The organism is Bacillus sp. UNCCL81 (assembly GCF_900112535.1).
GTDB lineage: Bacteria > Bacillota > Bacilli > Bacillales > Bacillaceae_G > Gottfriedia > Gottfriedia luciferensis_B.
Genome location: NZ_FOMF01000002.1, coordinates 1,186,812 through 1,203,803 on the forward strand (window position 1 = coordinate 1,186,812; position 16,992 = coordinate 1,203,803).

Genomic DNA, 16,992 nt, shown 5'->3' on the forward strand with positions numbered 1-16,992 from the left:
TTACTCCAATCCATTAAGTAAATTTCCAATATTTCTAATAGTAAATCTATTTTTTATACAATAAACTCCGAATTTTAAGACTTTTTTCTTTGCTTTAATTTTTTGGTTATGTTCCAGTGAATCAATGTCTTCAACGTGAGCAAGACCGATACTTCTTCGGATTAATTCACATCCAATAACCCCAATTGCATCCACCCAATATCCTTCTAATTTTTCGTTAATTAGAGCTTTTTGATTAAATGGTCTAACACTATGCTCTTCCCAAAGTTGAATAAATGTTTCATTAAAAACTTTTTCAATGTTTAAAATGTGTTCGATAATTTCGTCTTTTAGCTCAGTACGGCTGAAAAGTTGAAAAAGTAAATTTGCTTGAATTTGCCCTAAATCAAATCCAATTGGTCCTACAAATGCAAATTCCGGGTCAATTATTTTTGTTTCAGTCTCAGATACGAAAATGCTTCCCGTATGTAGGTCACCATGTAATAAAGCTTCTTTTTTCGATAAGAAATCTAATTTTAATTTCGCAACTTCAATTTGAAGATCAGCATCATTCCAAAGTTCTTGAATTTCATCTGTTAAATCTTCTTCAAAACTATTTGTTTCACTATTAAAAAATGGATCTGTATAAACAAGATTTTCTGTTATATCACATAAGTCAGGATTATTAAAAAGATACTCTAGCTCTTTCTTCTTAGCAGGTGAAGTTCCAAAGTCAGAAGTGAAAAATAATGACTTTGCTAAAAATTCACCGATATGTTCGGCTAAAAACGGATAGCTTTTTTTCTCAATGAAACCTTTTCGTAAAATTTGTAAGTGTGAAAGATCCTCCATGACAGTTACGGCTTGATCTTCGTCATGCTCTAAAATTTTCGGTGCATGCAATGGGATTAGCTCATTGTATATTTTTGTAGCATTACTCTCGATCGTAGCTCGCTTTAATGTAAGTGGCCAGCTTTCACCAACAACTTTTGCGTATGGCAGAGCCTGTTTTATAATTAGCCCTTTCTCACTTCCTACTGGTTTAACTTTAAACACTAAATTTAAATTCCCATCCCCTATTTCTATACATTCACATAGTTCATTTTTAAAATAGCCAAGTTTTTGTAAATAAGTAATTGCAGTTGCTTCTGTTAATGGTCTATATTCTTTTCGTTCAATGACAGTCACTAAATTCATCCCCCTTGAATTTTGCAAAATAAAAAGCCTCTTTTCCGAGACGAAAAGAGGCAATACTAATTGGCTTTCGTCTCTTATCTACCAGAAAATTTCTTTTCTGTTGGAATTAGCACCGTGCCTTACTGAGCATTTAAGCTCAGGCGTATACAATACGCCCCATTTCACAATGGTATTACGGTCGGTTGCTGGGCATCGTCGGGCCAAATCCCTCCGCCTACTCGAAATAAGAGTTCGCATATTTGATTTTATAATCGTATTTTAGTTTATCGTTTTTTAATTTGTCAATTATTTTTTTGAAACTTTTTGTAAATCCCTTCTTTTCTGTCTTCAAAAATTGGGATTGTACCACGTATTTCATCAACTTTTTTCGGATCAATTTCGCCAAAAACGATTTCTTCATTCGTGCTGCCTTTGGTAACTACTTCTCCCCAAGGGTCAATGATCATTGATCCTCCACCAAATGTATTCGCTAAATCTTTTCCCACTCGATTACAAGCAACAACATAACATTGATTTTCAATTGCTCTTGCTTTTAATAAAATTTCCCAATGATTCATTCTTTGGATTGGCCATTCAGCAACAAAAAATAAAACTTTTGCACCCTTTTGAGAATGCGCTCCAATCCATTCAGGAAAACGCAAATCATAGCAAACAAAACCTGCAGCCGTTAATCCATCGATTTCAAAAAGACCATCAGTTTCCCCTGATTGAAGATAGTGATGCTCGTTCATTAACTGGAATAAATGAACTTTATCATAGGTTTTTACTACTTCACCTGTATTGTTTATAACAATTAACGTATTCGTTACACCATTTTCTCTTGCAATTGGGAACGAACCAGCAATCAATATTACGTTATTTGATTTTGCGATTGACTGAAGCTCAGAAATAACTGCTTCTTGTTGATCTGTGTGTACGCCAATTTCTTCCAGACAATAGCCTGTTGTCCATAATTCCGGTAATACGATTATACGGACATTTTCTTTAACAGCTTCGTTTATTTGAGTTTTCATTTTCTCTAAATTAGCCTTTGAATCACCTAATATAACATCAGATTGAATACACGCAGTTTTAATCACAATTTATTCACCCTATTCTAAATTTTATAGACATTTTTAAATCGAGCATATATGATGGTGAAAGTTATTGCAACAGTCGTTCATGAAAATCATTCGATTAAGAAACGATCTATTCAAATTAATTTTATTATATTTTTGGAGTGATTAACTTGAATCATAGTAAACTATTAAACAATTTACCAAAACAATTTTTTGCTTCACTAGTCCAAAAAGTAAATCAGTCAATCAGTAATGGTCATGATGTCATTAATCTTGGTCAAGGAAATCCAGATCAACCAACACCTGATCATATTATAAAAGCATTACAGCAATCTGTTGAAAATCCATTAACTCATCGCTATTCTCCGTTTAGAGGAATGAGCTCTCTAAAAAATGCTGTTGTAGAATTTTATAAACGAGAGTATGATGTTGATTTAGACCCAGAGGAAGAAGTAGCCATCTTATTCGGTGGAAAAGCTGGATTAGTAGAGCTACCACTTTGTTTATGTGATGCGGGAGATACAATTTTAGTGCCAGACCCAGGCTATCCGGACTATTTATCTGGTATATCTCTATCAAAAACAGTTCCATACATGCTTCCATTACTAGAAGAAAATCAATTTTTACCAGATTATAAGTTAATTCCTCAAGACGTTTTGGATGCTAGTAAAATATTATTTATCAATTATCCAAATAATCCCACAGGAGCTATAGCTACTGATGAATTTTTTAAAGAAACAGTTGAGCTTGCAAAAAATAATCAGATTACCGTTTGTCATGATTTTGCTTACGGTGCATTTGGTTTTGACGGCAAAAAACCTTTAAGTTATCTTCAAACTCCAGGAGCAAAGGAATGCGGGATTGAAATTTATACCCTTTCTAAAACTTATAATATGGCTGGTTGGAGAATCGGTTTTGCAGTTGGAAATAAAGAAGTTATTTCAGCAATTAATCTATTACAGGATCATCTTTACGTTAGCATCTTCCCTGCTGTTCAAGAAGCTGCCGCTGTTGCACTAACTGAATCGCAAGAAAGTGTCAAACAACTATTAGCTCTTTATGAAGAGCGTAGAAATGTATTTATTAGCGGTTGTCACGAAATTGGATGGGAAGTAACTGCACCAGCAGGTTCGTTTTTTGCATGGTTAAAAATTCCATCAGGTTTTACATCACAGGAATTTGCTGATCTTTTACTTGAAAAAGCTCATATTGCAGTCGCTCCAGGAAATGGATTTGGAGAATATGGTGAAGGTTATGTAAGAGTCGGCCTACTATCAGATACGGATCGCTTGAAGGAAGCAGTTGCTAGATTAAAAGAGATTGAAATATTTTCAAAATTTAATGTTTGACAATTGTGATTGTTCATGAAATAATGCGAATAGATTAAGAATTCAAAATTAAATATAACTTTATTCAGAGTAGGTGGAGGGACCGAGCCCGACGAAACCCGGCAACCGGCTAGTTAACTAGTACGGTGCTAATTCTCGCAGCATTTGCTGACAGATAAGGTGTAGGTAAACCTCTCCTTAGTGGAGAGGTTTTTTGTTTGATTAAAACTTTTTGGAGGTTTTGAAATGAGTGGAGTAATAGCAACTTACCAAGTTTATGATAAAAATCATCATTTAGAAAAAAAGGCAGAGTCAATTGCGCTAGGTTTAACGGTTGGTTCATGGACGAATTTACCTCAAAATGATCAAATTCAATTACAAAAGCATAAAGGCAAAGTACTTTCAGTTCATGAAATAGAATGCGAAGAAAATATAGTTAACTTTTTAGGCTATAAAGCGACAAAAGGGATTATTGAAATCTATTATCCTAGCTTAAATTTTTCAGCTGATCTACCAGCTATTTTAACAACTGTTTTCGGTAAGCTATCTCTTGATGGTGAAATTAAACTAATTGATTTAAATTTTACAGATGACATTTTAACTCTTTTCCCAGGTCCAAAATTTGGTATTAAAGGCATTCGAGAGAAGTTGGATGTATATGATCGTCCTTTATTAATGAGCATTTTCAAATCAATTATCGGCAGAGATATTCAATACATTTCAGGGGAATTAAAAAAACAAGCTTTAGGTGGCGTTGATTTAATTAAAGATGACGAGATTCTTTTTGACACGATTACCTCTATTACGGATCGCGTCACACACGGAAAAAATATTTTGAACCAAGTTTATGAAAAAACAGGACACAAAACTTTATACGCGGTGAATTTAACTGGCCGTACATATGAGTTAAAAGAAAAAGCATTACGGGCTGTTGAAGCTGGTGCTGATGTATTTTTATTAAATGTGTTCTCGTATGGAATTGATGTACTGCAAGGATTGGCAGAAGATCCATCAATTAATATTCCAATTATGGCACATCCTGCTGTATCGGGTGCGTTTAGTTCCTCTCCAATTTATGGTATTGACGCTGGATTATTACTAGGGAAACTTTTACGAATTGCTGGTGCAGATTTCAGTCTATTCCCTTCTCCATATGGATCAGTTGCATTACAAAAAGAGACAGCATTAAAAATCGCTGAAAACTTAACAGTATCAAATGGACTAAAAGAGACATTCCCAGTACCATCTGCTGGAATTCACCCAGGACTTGTACCTCAACTAATTCAAGATTTTGGAATTGAGCAAGTCATCAACGCTGGCGGCGGTGTGCATGGACACCCGGATGGACCAATCGGTGGAGGTAATGCATTTAGAGAAGCAATTTCAGCAACATTATCTGGAGTTGAGCTAAAAGACTACGCACTTCCAAATACATCACTACAAAAAGCATTACAACTTTGGGGGTAAACAACAATGGCAATAAAGATTTTTTGTGATTTTGATGGAACAATTACAGAGGGTGACAATATCGTTAATTTAATTAAAGAATTCACTCCACCTTCAGTAAGTGAATTAACAAGTGAAGTATTAAATGGCAATATATCAATTCGAGAAGGCGTAGAGAAAATGTTTGCTACGATTCCTTCAACGAAAAAACAAGAAATGACCGATTTTGTAATTGATCGTACTGTCATTCGAGATGGTTTTAGCGATTTTATTCAATTTGTAAGCGCTCAACAATATGAGTTGAAAGTTGTAAGTGGCGGACTAGATTTTTTCGTTCATCCTATATTAGCGGATTACCTTCCAACTTCGGAAATTTTATGTAATCGTACTGACTTTACAGGCCAAACTGTAAAAATTCATTGGGATCACTCTTGTGATGAAAACTGTACGAATGATTGTGGAATGTGCAAACCATCTGTTAAAAGAAAATTTAGTGAATCAAATGATTTTATCATTGTCATTGGCGATTCAATTACTGACTTACAAATTGCAAAAGAAGCAAATTTAATTTTTGCCCGAGATTTCTTAAAAGATAAATGTGTAGAATTATCTTTACCTTTCATTCCTTTTGAAAATTTCGATGATATTCGAGCTTCATTAGAGAAGGAGGTACTAGTATGAAGGACTTTTTCAAACATTATGATGAAATCCGTGAAGTAAAAAAAGTACTTGCTGATCGAGATTGGTTTTTAGGAACTAGTGGAAATTTATCAATTAAAGTAAATGAGGAGCCTTTGAACTTTTTAGTTACAACTAGTGGTAAAGATAAAACAAAACATACTTATGACGATTTTTTACTCGTTAATGAATTTGACCAATCTGTTTGGGATGAATCAAAAAAACCATCAGCTGAAGCCATTTTGCATCGTCTAATTTATCAACACACAAATGCAAAATGCGTTCTACATGTACACACTTTAGCAAATAACTTTATAACAAAGGATTTTCCATATCAAGATGAGTTATCTTTTTCTGGTATCGAAATTATAAAAGCATTAGGACTATGGGAAGAAGATGCAGAAATTACAATTCCAATTATAAAAAATCATGCGCATATCCCTACTCTTGCAAATGAATTTCTACCACATATTAAGAATGATCATGGTGCTGTATTAATTCATAATCATGGTATAACAGTATGGGCCGAATCGGCATTTGAGGCTAAGAAACATTTAGAAGCTTATGAGTTTCTTTTTCAATACGCATTACAAGGTATACAAAAAAATACATTTATAAAGAACTAATTTGGAGGAATGAAGAATGGCAACAATTTGGGTAGAAAAAAAAGATTATCATATTACAAGTGATGTTGAAGTAAAAGCATATTTAGAAGAACAAGGTGTTATTTATGAAAATTGGAATATCGAACAATTACAAAGTTCGTTACAAGAAAAATTTATTCTATCAGATGATGAAAAAGCAGCGATTCTTGAAACATTTAAAACTGAAATCGACAGTATTTCATCAAGACGTGGCTATTTAGCAAGTGATATTATTACGCTTTCAGAAGCAACTCCAAATCTTGATGAATTACTTAAAAACTTCAACCGTGAGCATCATCATACAGATGACGAAGTTCGCTTCATTGTTAGCGGTCACGGAACGTTTATTATCGAAGGAAATGAAGGCTTTTTCCATGTTAATTTGAATCCTGGAGATTTAATTTCTGTACCACCAAATGTACGCCACTACTTCACATTAGCAGAGGATCGTAAAGTAGTTGCTGTTCGATTGTTTGTTACTACTGAAGGCTGGGTGCCAATTTACGAATAATTTGATAAAAACTAAATTGACTCATATCCACTTTAGGATGTGAGTCAATTAATTTTCTTCTTCATTAAAATGATCTTCTCGGTAGTCGATATATAACGACCCGTCGGTTTGTACTTCAACAAAAAACACATCTGAAACTGATTTTATGCCTACCCTCTCAAGTTGAGCCATTAACCATTTTTTATCCAAGTTTAAATTTGATAATGCGTCTTCATTTACTTCCCCGTCAGTTACCACTGCTGTTGAAGTTGGAAATAACAAAGTTTTTTTCCACGTTTTATTTTTTTTCGTTTTAACATCTTTTGTTTTCATAATGGACAGACTGCCATCGATTTCAAATATAGCGTACTCAACATCTTTCAACGAATAAATACTCTCATTACGAAGCATTCCTTGAAATTGCTCCGTATCTATTCTGGCTTTTTTTAATGCATTTTCCATTATTTTTCCTTGTCTAATTAAAATAATTGGTTCACCAAGAATCAGCCGACGTGCAGTTTTAGATTTTAAACTTAAATACCCCATGACGATCGTCAAAACTGCCCAGCCAACTAATCCAATGATTCCATCCTCAATATCTAAAGTTTTAGATGTCGTAATTGATGCTGCTATATTCCCTATTGTTATGGCTGTTATAAATGTAAAAACATCTAATTGACTAATTTCCTTCTTCCCCATTAATCTCGTTAAAATAAATAAAACAAAAAATGAGCATATAACTCTTAATACTACTTCATTAAAGCTCATTTAGTTCATCCTTTCTCTTTCAAAAAAACCGTTTTAAGTATTTATTAATCAACTTAGCGTTTGAAAAATAGAACGAAACTATTCTTTATTATTTCTAAAAAATTAGTAAACCTGACCGGTTGTTATGTCCTCATAAATTACCGATTATTGAAGAAAATAATATTATTCATTTATAATCGACTAATTTATTGAGGTGAGATCTTGAGTAAAAAACTATCACTTGTTGGCTTAATATTAATGGTATTTACAACTGTATATGGCTTTGGAAATATACCTACAGCTTTTTATTTAATGGGATATAGCGCAATTCCATGGTATTTACTCTCAGCTATTACGTTTTTTATTCCATTTGCTTTTATGATGGCTGAGTTCGGAGCTGCATATAAGCATTCTGAAGGTGGAATTTATACATGGATGGCTGATTCAGTTGGGCCTAGATTCGCTTTTATTGGAACTTTTATGTGGTTCTCTTCCTATGTAATTTATATGGTTAGTGTCTCTTCAAAGGTTTGGATTCCGCTATCAACGTTTATTTTTGGTAGAGATAAAACCCAATCCCTTTCATTATTTGGACTTTCATCTACTCAATCAATTGGCTTATTAGCATTACTTTGGATGTTAGTTGTGACATATTTTGCTTCTAAAGGGATTGAAAGTATTAGTAAGGTTACAACGATTGGTGGGGTTACAGTTTTCTCATTAAATATAGTATTGCTAATCACAAGTATCCTTATTTTTCTATTCAATGGAGGAAAATTTGCTCAACCAATTAAAAGCTTTTCATCAGCATTTGCTCACTCACCTAATCCAAATTATCTATCTACCCTTGCGATCTTATCATTTGTTGTATTTGCAATCTTTGCATATGGCGGTTTAGAAGCAATTGGCGGATTAGTTGATCAAACAGAAAACGCCGAACGTAATTTTCCAAAGGGCATTACGATTTCAGCAATTATTATCTCAGTAGGATATTCGTTAGGTATTTTTTTAGTAGGTATTTTTATTAACTGGTCAAATGATTTAAGTGCTAGCACTACAAATTTAGGGAATATAACATATGTGCTAATGTACAATTTAGGATTAGAACTTGGAAAAGCTTTTACATTATCAACACATACTGCCGATCTAATTGGCATTTGGTTTGCAAGAATTACTGGATTATCAATGTTTCTTGCATATACCGGAGCATTTTTCACATTAATTTATGCTCCATTAAAAACAATCATTAAGGGTACACCAAAATACTTATGGCCAACAAAATTTACAGACACAAATGAGAAAGGTATGCCTGTCAATGCAATGTGGGTACAATTTGCAATAGTTTCATTTATCATTGTCCTAACATCCTTTGGAGGTCAAGGAGCGTCTGCATTTTTTAATAAAATAACTTTAATGACAAATGTTTCAATGACATTACCTTATATATTCTTAGGAATTGCGTATCCAATGTTTAAAAGGAATGATCAAATCGATAAACCATTCCAAATTTTAAAATCAAATTCATCTGCTTTATTTGCAAGCATTCTCGTTATATTAGTAGTTGGATTTGCAAACTTTTTTACAATCATACAACCGGCTATTGAGGGTGATTACAACTCAACAATCTGGATGATTGCAGGTCCCATCTTCTTTTCAATATTAGCTTTACTAATTCTTAACCGTTCAAGAAAACATACCCAAAAAGAGAAGAAAATTGCCTAGCAATCTTCCCACTTATTGTTAATAACAATTCCGAAAGTAAGTTGGAAATATAGCACATACTAAATTTGGAGGTGATATTTCATGGGTCACAATCAAAATCCACATGTAAAAAAGAAAAACAAAAATAAAGGGCAACCTACACCAGCTGCAGTTAATTCAGAAGGTTATTTTGCTCCAAGTAAATCAAATACTGAAGCTCTTAATGAAGTTAAAAACTCATAAAGAAAACTCGCGATTGGTGAGTCCTTAGGTGAAATCAAAAGGCGCAATTGCACTGATACTTAAACCCATCTGCGCCGATTTTTCATCTCCGTTTGCCAATTTGTACTTTCTAAATATGTAAAAAAATGACCGTCATTTTGGCGGTCATTTTTGATTATTTACTCATCGAATTCGCAGTTTTTACTAAATCTCGAATCGTGTATTGTTTACCAGTTTCTTCTGAAAAAAGAAGTGAAATTGAATGATAAAGCCCGTCTTTCTTCCAACGAATTGTTTTTGTATTATCATCATCAGCAACAATCAAAACTTTTGTTCCATCTTTTAATTTAGTTGTTTTTAATGGTTGTTGTTCATCTGGGAATGAAGGTTTTTTATTATGATAAGTGATGACAAACATTGTGACTTCTACTTCTTCATTTGAGTAATTAAAAGAGGTAGCATTAATAGCTCCATTTTTTTGATTTTTTTGTACATCCATTGTGACATCCTTTGCTCTAAACGGTATCTTTTTTGGTACAACTAGTTCTTTTTGTACATCTTTAGGTAATTGATCTACATCTTGTTTTATAGTTTTAGGATATTCTTTTTTTAATGATTCAACTGCACCATTACCATGAGAACAAGCAGTAAACAAAAGAATTGAGAATAAAAGAATAATTTTTTTCAATCCACATGCCCCCTATTTTTCCAAATCTACCGTTTCACTTAATATCTCTAAATGTCATCATATTAGTCCTAAGACAAATAAAAAACTGCCTGTATATACAAGACAGTCTTAAAACCTTTTCTTAAGGTTCAACAATTACGATTTTTCCTTTTTGTACATATAGCAATATTTCCGCGTTTTCCGCTTCATTTCTGTAAGTGTAGCATGTAAGATCATCAAACCCACCGTGTGAAACATCATGAACTGTATCAACTAATTTATATTTATTACCTCTAAATTCTATTTTTCTTTCAATTGATGGTTGTTCGGCTAAAATTTGTTCCTTTGATCGAAAATTCATCTAATCACTCCTTTTGTCACGATTAGTATAGCCATTTTCTTAGTTTTCAATTTTATACCCTGTTCCGAATCCAATTACATAACCGTCCAAATCTCGTACCGAAAACTCCTTCCAAACTCCCCATTCAAATTCGCTTAATTCAGGCTCGGTAACGATTATGGCTCCATTTGTTTTTAATTCATCAAATAGCAAATTTAATTCATCAAAATTATTAACATAAGCATACGTATTCCATGTTCCTTTGTTAGGATTAACATCTTCCTTATTATTCGCTTGAATTAACTTAAATCCTAATCCAAAATCATCCCTTATTGCCCAATATTCGTTAACTTCACAACCTAAACATTCTTCGTAATATTTTTTCGATTTGTCAAAATCAGAAACTAATAATACGGTCAATGAACTTTCGATTTTAGCTTTTTTTACCTCTTTCATTTGGTACCTCCTAAACTCATTCACCATTTTTAGTAAAGATTTGCTTCACTTAAATGAATTCAATCAATTTAATTGTATACCTTCTTTTAATTGGGGCCATTTTCAACATGATAAAAATTTAGTGTTCATATTCTATTACTAGTGACAATTGGAATTCAACAGATTCATTACAAAAATTCTTAAAAATATAGATAAGGAGGTTGTTGCATGCCAAGTTGGAAAAATAAATTCATCCCAATTAATCAATATACAAGATCAGGTCAAAAATTAAATGGAGTTAAAAAAATCGTTATTCATTGGACTGCTAATCCTGGTGCAACTGCTAACGGACATTATAAATATTTTGGTGAGGTTTTACCCCAACAAAATGCGGAGGCAATAAGTCAAGGGCGAAAACCCTCATATGCTTCAGCACATATTTTTGTAGATCCTAAAGAGGCAATTTGTATAATCCCTTTAAACGAGGTGACATTCCATGCAAATGAAAAATATACTTATGTGAATGGTGTACCATTTCGTGGAGTTGAAGCATTAAAGCCAAATGCCAATTTATTATCAATTGCCGTTGAAATGTGTGTTGAAAAAGATAATCGCATTTCAAATACGACCATCAATCGAACAGTAATGGTTGTGAATGATTTATGTTCAATGTTTAATTTAACTCAAAAAGATATCGTCCGTCATTTTGATATTACTAGAAAACCATGTCCATACCCATTTGTAAAATATACTGATATTTTTAATCATTTCAAAATAAATGTAGGGCATTTATTGAATCACTCATTAAAATACCCTGGTCATGTTATGAAAATAGGAGATTCAAATATTTATGTCATTACCATTCAACAGCTTTTAGGCATTACGCCAGACGGTCATTTCGGTACTCAGACTGCAAATGCCGTAAAACTATTTCAACAACAGATCGGTTTAACACCGGACGGGATAGTTGGAGAAAAGACTTGGAATATGTTAAATAAATAATTTTATTTGGGATGCTAATTTAATAACAATCCCGCTCATTCTACTTCGAGAGCAAATTTTAAAAATTGTACAAACAAAATCGATTGTTCTTTTATCATGATTTCTTCCGCTGAGAGTATCGCATAGTCTAGTGCAAGTCCATCAATAAATGAAACAATCATTCTTGCTAAAATTTCACTATCATACTTTTTACTAAATTCTTTGTTTTTTTGACCTTCTTTAATGACATCAGAAAAGATTTTAATACCATAAAAATATCGTTCTTTCCCATACTTTTTTCTTCTTTCATCATTTCTACCAGTAATGAAAAACTCTAAAGTAATTGGTGCCAAAGGATCCATTCGATCATTTGGCACTCTGCTTTCACCGAACATTCTTAACAAAAGTAATTCCCAATATGAATCAACATTTTGATTCAATAATTTACTTGTTTCCTCAGACACTCTAAGTAGCGACTCATATAAAAGTGATTCAAACACTTCTTCTTTATTAGCAAAATATTGATATAATCCACCTCTACTTACATTTGATGCGTCCATCACATGCTTCATAGTCGTTCTTTCATATCCATTTTCGATAAACACTTGTTTTGCTGCTTCTAAAATTTTAGTTTGACGTTGCTGTTGGTGCTCCTTGCTGACTTTCGGAGACATAGTTCTTCCCCCGCTCTACTCTATTTTTCGTTAAGAATCCTATTAGTGAGACAAATACTAAAAGTGATGCAGAGATAATAAATGTTGGAATAACACCTATTACCGTTGATAACCATCCTCCTAATAAAGGTCCAATAATTGTTGCTGTTGTGGTAACACTTCCTATTACGCCAAATACTCTGCCGGTTAACTCAACTGGGGTATCGACTTGAACAGATGCTTGGAATGGAACAAATACTAAGCCAGCTGCAAATCCTGCAAACAACCCTAATAATGGTGCCCAAACAATTGAAAAATCGAGATTAAAATGTGTGAATAAAGCCATCATACCAAAACCAAATCCGATTCCACAAACCCCAATTAACATTAAATTATAAGCACGATAATTTGTTTTTTTCGCTAATATTAAACTAGAAAAAAACATTCCTACTCCAGACCCAGTTACTAAATAGCCAAATAAACCTGGTGACGCATGTTTAAGTTCCCTTATTAAAACTATAATTTGCGAATCTGATAACTGCAAGATTAAGAGACTAAAACCTAAAAATAACATACCTACTAAAATTTGAGTATTTGTTTTAATAAATGATAGGCCTTCCATAAATTCAGTTTTATAGGAAGATTTCGATCTATCTTTCACTTTTTCTCCTTTAATCTGCTGGGCAACTTTTGGAAGCAAGAAAATTAAGATCGCAGAGATAATAAATGATACTGAATTAATATAAAATACTGGCGTTGTTCCAGCTGCTGAAACTAGAATTCCACTCAAAATCGGTCCGAAAATTTTTGTAGCTGAGTCAATCATTGCTGTAATTGACATCGCGCTTTTTATTTCTTCATTCGGAACTAGTTCCTTTAACTTTCCATTTTTCGCAGGATTAAAAACAGCAGAAAACAATCCAATTGTAAACAAACAAATATAGACCATCCACAACGTATTTGCTAATGCAAGTAAAACAAATAAACCAGCACGGACAATGTCCGATAAAACCATCAATTGCTTTCTACTAAAACGATCTGCAAACGTACCAGCAACTGGTCCTAATAAAGCCATCGGAACAGCGAGACATAAAATAATAAATGACACTTCAATTGGTGAAGCATTCCATTTTAACCCTACAAGCGTAATGATGGCGACAATACTTAACCAATCACCAATATTTGAAATCGCTTGAGCAACCATTAATGTTAAGAAACCTTTATTATTCCTTAGACCCTTCATCTAACTTAGCCCCCTTGAAACCGACACTCATGTCGTTTTTTATTTAATTATAACGACACTAATGTCGTTTTTCAATTACTTTTTCTGAATATTAGCTATATTCCTCGTTTAACTTTATTCATAAACGGAATTAAAAGTATTAAAATTTTTTGATTGGATTACAGTCACTTAATTAATTGGAATGAATTTAAAGAGAAGATTAAAGAAATTATACTAGTTAAATAGTTGGAGCAAATTAAATAAAAAGAAAGCGCAGTTAAATTAAAATGTTTATTTTTCAACTAAAAAAAGATTGTCAAATTAGACAACCTTTAGGAACAGTTATTCAATTAGAGCATTCGTTAGTTGAATAAGAGAATCTGAAATTTCATTTGTTTAGTTCCGTGATCAACAATGATTTATTTTTATCTACATACAAAATAAGGTAATCAAATATGTTTCTATCTTCTGAAGAAATATAAAGTTTTTCCGCAATTTCACAAATTCTATCTGCCATATCATCATATGCTGAGCCATGTGTTTCACTAAAGCCTTGAATGCTATAAAGTTCTTGATCCTTTGTATTAGCTCTTAATTGAGAAGTAGATATATTATTCTCATCCAATATATGCTTGATATTATTCAATATATTGTGATCTTGTTCTGCTTTTATCTTTTCTAAGGTTTCTATTGTATCGTTTAGATAAACACCACTTGAGTTTTCAAGAAAACCCAATATACCTTCCATTGCAAGTTCAGTATCAAAATTGATTAAGAGAATAACATCTCTAATTTGTTCAGGGATTTTATAAAAATATTCCTCTTGGAATATTAAATAATTTTCGCCTTCATATAAGTTTGATGCAATTTCTTCTACAATTTCTTCGCCAGATTTATCTTTTAATTTCTTCAATGAAACTAACTTATTAAGAAATTCTCGATAATTCCTATCTCTCATATCAAAACCTACCTTTGAAATAAACTAATGACCCTATTGACCTATCGCATGCGTTAGTTGCATAAGAAATAAATTTTAAAAACGGTGAAATTAAACTGCGAAATCATCAATAATTTCTACTACTTCAATTTTCCCATTAATTAAAAGCTCAGGAAGATCATTTGTAACATTACCTAACCAATACTTTCTAGCTTGTTCAATTTTCCGAGCAAATGGAACTCCATCCTCCTTTGGTAAAAGATTTCCATCCCCTTCAAATGAACTCCCCTTGACTCTTAATTTAACGATTTGCAAAACATTCCTATTGAACGAATCGAATATTTCCTTCCATTTCAAAGCATCCTCGTAACTTTTAGCAGCATATAAACAAGACATTCTAGACGGATATTCTGGATATTCTTGTAGTCTAACCATTTCTAAAATTACTTCTCTAATTGCTCTGGTTGTTTGACCTATATACTTCTTAACGACTTCAGTATTTTCTACATCCAGTTTCAAACCTGCTTCTGTATAATGTTTGTAAAAAATCCGAATAAAATCTTCACCTTTAGAATTCAATTGCTCCATCTCAAAAAAGAAGCTATATAAGGTGTTTTTTTGATCACTGTCGAAGTCAATTATCTGACCAAGGTTCATTTTTTTCCTAGTAACAATGTGATAAACATACATTTCGTTATCTTTCATGGTTCGTCTCCTACTCGAATACATCATTATTTAACATTATTTTTGAACTAAGCATACGTTAGTTACATAAGTTCTCAAATTCACTTTACCTCTCGATAATCTCTTCGATCATATCTTTTAACCTATTTTTCGTTTCTATAAAAGTAGCATTTTCTTTGATATTACCCTTTTGTTCCTCATAGTAAAATGGTTCTCCTTCAAACCTCGGTATGACGTGCATATGATAATGCGTCAAGTCGTTGAATTTTCCACCGTTTTGGCAAATAGTAATACCATCAGGTTGAAATAATTTTTTTAGTGCCTTTGAAATGGTCATAGATGCTATCATAATAGCATTTGCTGTTTCAACATCTAACTCTTCGGTATCTAAATAATGCTTTTTCGGAAGAATTAAAGTATGTCCCTCATTAAAAGGTTCGATATCCAAAATGCAACAAACATACTCATTTTCATATACAATATTCACTGATTCAAGTTGGTTAGATAGTCTGCAACCTAAACATTCTGAGTTTAAAATCATAAGTATCTCCTTTGGTAATTATTCAATAAATATTTTACCAAAAATATCCACTATCTTAATACTCTTTGTTCAACTAAACTGCTATTTACTTTAATAAGAAAAAGCTACCGAAGTAGCTTTTAGGTTGTTCAACTATTGCATTAGTTAGTTACATAAGAATATTTTTAATAAGTTGACTCTGTTAAACTAAAATGTTGAATTTTGCGTACTAAAAAAGACTGTATTCACCAAACAGTCTTTTTAATGCTTTTTTAACTTAATCCATATTCAGATCATCTAAACGAATTTCAACGACTTTATCCGCCAGCCAAAATTCAAGTATCTTCTTATTCTTTTTATCAACATATCCGATGGTATCGCACCCTTGCTCGACATATTTAAAATAATTTGGTCCATATAACGAAATGATCTTTTCTTTTGAATCGCCTAATACGATTCCCTTACTGGTTTTAAGGTCAGACTGTTTTTCACTGTCATTGATATTACCGATGGCTAGTCTGACGATTTCTCCTTTGTTTTCCCCATTGATGATGGAAGCAGTTGTTAATCCATTTTTCCAAAAGTAGTAATCGTAGGCATCATTATCATCTTTTTCCAACGGTTTACCAAAGCGTTTTGTGTAAGCTGAAGTATTAATATTATCGTGTAGCTCTACTTTATCGAAGATTTCATTTGAAAGGTCTGTGGATTTTACAAATTTTGTATAGAATGGACCGTCTTCAAAAAATCTGTACGAATTAACAATCAAGCCAAATGCAATTAAAAAAATAAAAACGAAAATCATTTTTTTCTTCATAGAATCTCCTAACATTTACCCTTAACGCATATATTTTACCATAAAATTCCAAGTAATAATGCAACTAAACTGCCATTTTGTTGAATAAAAAAAGCGATCTTCTATTGAAGAATCGCATGAGTTAGTTGAATAACTTTTTAATTTAATCAACAAAAGGGACTGTATACGCTCGTCATTGCCAACAGTATAAACAATATAAAAATAAATAGTAAACCGTTCGAAGTGGCATCTCAGTCAACTTCTTCG

20 protein-coding genes and 2 riboswitches are annotated in these 16,992 nt (G+C 32.6%); of the genes, 8 read left to right on the forward strand and 12 right to left on the reverse strand.

Annotated elements, in window-relative coordinates:
- Both mtnK and BM319_RS05925 read right to left on the reverse strand, forming a co-directional pair.
- Nucleotides 1-1,176 carry an S-methyl-5-thioribose kinase gene (gene mtnK / locus BM319_RS05920; protein WP_069032623.1) on the reverse strand — a complete coding sequence of 392 codons (1,176 nt, stop codon included), beginning with the start codon at nt 1,174-1,176 and terminating at the stop codon, nt 1-3.
- Nucleotides 1,177-1,247: 71 nt separating this feature from the next.
- A riboswitch (SAM riboswitch) is annotated at nt 1,248-1,406 on the reverse strand.
- Nucleotides 1,407-1,457: 51 nt separating this feature from the next.
- Complete coding sequence (locus BM319_RS05925; protein ID WP_139226506.1) at nt 1,458-2,252, reverse strand: carbon-nitrogen family hydrolase; 795 nt, start codon at nt 2,250-2,252, stop codon at nt 1,458-1,460.
- Nucleotides 2,253-2,398: 146 nt separating this feature from the next.
- Here BM319_RS05925 and BM319_RS05930 point away from each other — a divergent pair, with 146 nt between their 5' ends.
- The 5 genes from BM319_RS05930 (at nt 2,399) to mtnD (ending at nt 6,841) form a co-directional block, all read left to right on the forward strand.
- The gene (locus BM319_RS05930; protein ID WP_502686133.1) at nt 2,399-3,583 is read left to right on the forward strand and encodes a pyridoxal phosphate-dependent aminotransferase; all 1,185 of its coding nucleotides are present in this window, start codon (nt 2,399-2,401) and stop codon (nt 3,581-3,583) included.
- A 57-nt stretch (nt 3,584-3,640) separates the two neighbouring features.
- Nucleotides 3,641-3,744, forward strand: a riboswitch (SAM riboswitch).
- Between the two features lie 64 nt (nt 3,745-3,808).
- A complete protein-coding gene (locus BM319_RS05935) occupies nt 3,809-5,029 on the forward strand; it encodes a 2,3-diketo-5-methylthiopentyl-1-phosphate enolase (RefSeq protein WP_091021667.1) in 1,221 nt (406 codons plus the stop codon).
- 6 nt (nt 5,030-5,035) lie between these two features.
- On the forward strand, nt 5,036-5,689 hold the full coding sequence (locus BM319_RS05940; RefSeq protein ID WP_091021670.1) for a 2-hydroxy-3-keto-5-methylthiopentenyl-1-phosphate phosphatase: 654 nt from the start codon (nt 5,036-5,038) through the stop codon (nt 5,687-5,689).
- Complete coding sequence (locus tag BM319_RS05945; protein ID WP_069032279.1) at nt 5,686-6,312, forward strand: methylthioribulose 1-phosphate dehydratase; 627 nt, start codon at nt 5,686-5,688, stop codon at nt 6,310-6,312. Before BM319_RS05940 ends, BM319_RS05945 begins: the two co-directional genes overlap by 4 nt.
- Nucleotides 6,313-6,328: 16 nt before the next feature.
- Complete coding sequence (mtnD, locus tag BM319_RS05950) at nt 6,329-6,841, forward strand: acireductone dioxygenase (protein ID WP_069032278.1); 513 nt, start codon at nt 6,329-6,331, stop codon at nt 6,839-6,841.
- Nucleotides 6,842-6,889: 48 nt separating this feature from the next.
- On the opposite strand, the gene BM319_RS05955 is transcribed toward mtnD, so the two are convergent.
- Nucleotides 6,890-7,588, reverse strand: coding sequence for a DUF421 domain-containing protein (locus tag BM319_RS05955; RefSeq protein ID WP_069032277.1), 699 nt, complete (start codon nt 7,586-7,588; stop codon nt 6,890-6,892).
- Nucleotides 7,589-7,789: 201 nt separating this feature from the next.
- On the opposite strand from BM319_RS05955, the gene yjeM reads away from it, so the two are divergent.
- A complete protein-coding gene (gene yjeM, locus BM319_RS05960) occupies nt 7,790-9,289 on the forward strand; it encodes a glutamate/gamma-aminobutyrate family transporter YjeM (RefSeq protein ID WP_084006735.1) in 1,500 nt (499 codons plus the stop codon).
- Between the two features lie 81 nt (nt 9,290-9,370).
- Complete coding sequence (locus BM319_RS24615) at nt 9,371-9,511, forward strand: hypothetical protein (protein WP_175403438.1); 141 nt, start codon at nt 9,371-9,373, stop codon at nt 9,509-9,511.
- Between the two features lie 154 nt (nt 9,512-9,665).
- On the opposite strand, the gene BM319_RS05965 is transcribed toward BM319_RS24615, so the two are convergent.
- From BM319_RS05965 to BM319_RS05975, 3 genes are all read right to left on the reverse strand, one after another.
- Nucleotides 9,666-10,178, reverse strand: coding sequence for a hypothetical protein (locus tag BM319_RS05965; RefSeq protein WP_091021672.1), 513 nt, complete (start codon nt 10,176-10,178; stop codon nt 9,666-9,668).
- Nucleotides 10,179-10,299: 121 nt separating this feature from the next.
- Nucleotides 10,300-10,518, reverse strand: a complete 219-nt coding sequence (locus tag BM319_RS05970; RefSeq protein ID WP_069032275.1) for a hypothetical protein — start codon at nt 10,516-10,518, stop codon at nt 10,300-10,302.
- 39 nt (nt 10,519-10,557) lie between these two features.
- Nucleotides 10,558-10,953, reverse strand: a complete 396-nt coding sequence (locus BM319_RS05975; protein WP_091021674.1) for a VOC family protein — start codon at nt 10,951-10,953, stop codon at nt 10,558-10,560.
- A 207-nt stretch (nt 10,954-11,160) separates the two neighbouring features.
- Between BM319_RS05975 and BM319_RS05980 the strand changes: the two genes are divergently transcribed.
- Complete coding sequence (locus BM319_RS05980; RefSeq protein WP_286143688.1) at nt 11,161-11,934, forward strand: peptidoglycan recognition protein family protein; 774 nt, start codon at nt 11,161-11,163, stop codon at nt 11,932-11,934.
- Between the two features lie 35 nt (nt 11,935-11,969).
- On the opposite strand, the gene BM319_RS05985 is transcribed toward BM319_RS05980, so the two are convergent.
- The 6 genes from BM319_RS05985 to BM319_RS06010 all read right to left on the reverse strand — a co-directional run bounded on the left by BM319_RS05985 (nt 11,970) and on the right by BM319_RS06010 (nt 16,746).
- Nucleotides 11,970-12,587 (reverse strand): TetR/AcrR family transcriptional regulator, encoded by a 618-nt coding sequence (locus BM319_RS05985; RefSeq protein ID WP_091021676.1) that lies wholly within the window; start codon nt 12,585-12,587, stop codon nt 11,970-11,972.
- Nucleotides 12,541-13,809, reverse strand: coding sequence for an MFS transporter (locus tag BM319_RS05990; RefSeq protein ID WP_091021678.1), 1,269 nt, complete (start codon nt 13,807-13,809; stop codon nt 12,541-12,543). Before BM319_RS05990 ends, BM319_RS05985 begins: the two co-directional genes overlap by 47 nt.
- Nucleotides 13,810-14,176: 367 nt before the next feature.
- A complete protein-coding gene (locus BM319_RS05995) occupies nt 14,177-14,746 on the reverse strand; it encodes a DMP19 family protein (protein ID WP_069032271.1) in 570 nt (189 codons plus the stop codon).
- A gap of 90 nt (nt 14,747-14,836) precedes the next feature.
- Nucleotides 14,837-15,430 (reverse strand): DUF2441 domain-containing protein, encoded by a 594-nt coding sequence (locus BM319_RS06000; protein ID WP_091021680.1) that lies wholly within the window; start codon nt 15,428-15,430, stop codon nt 14,837-14,839.
- Nucleotides 15,431-15,515: 85 nt separating this feature from the next.
- A complete protein-coding gene (locus tag BM319_RS06005; protein WP_091021682.1) occupies nt 15,516-15,950 on the reverse strand; it encodes an HIT family protein in 435 nt (144 codons plus the stop codon).
- Between the two features lie 256 nt (nt 15,951-16,206).
- Complete coding sequence (locus tag BM319_RS06010) at nt 16,207-16,746, reverse strand: hypothetical protein (protein ID WP_069032268.1); 540 nt, start codon at nt 16,744-16,746, stop codon at nt 16,207-16,209.
- Nucleotides 16,747-16,992 lie beyond the last annotated feature (246 nt).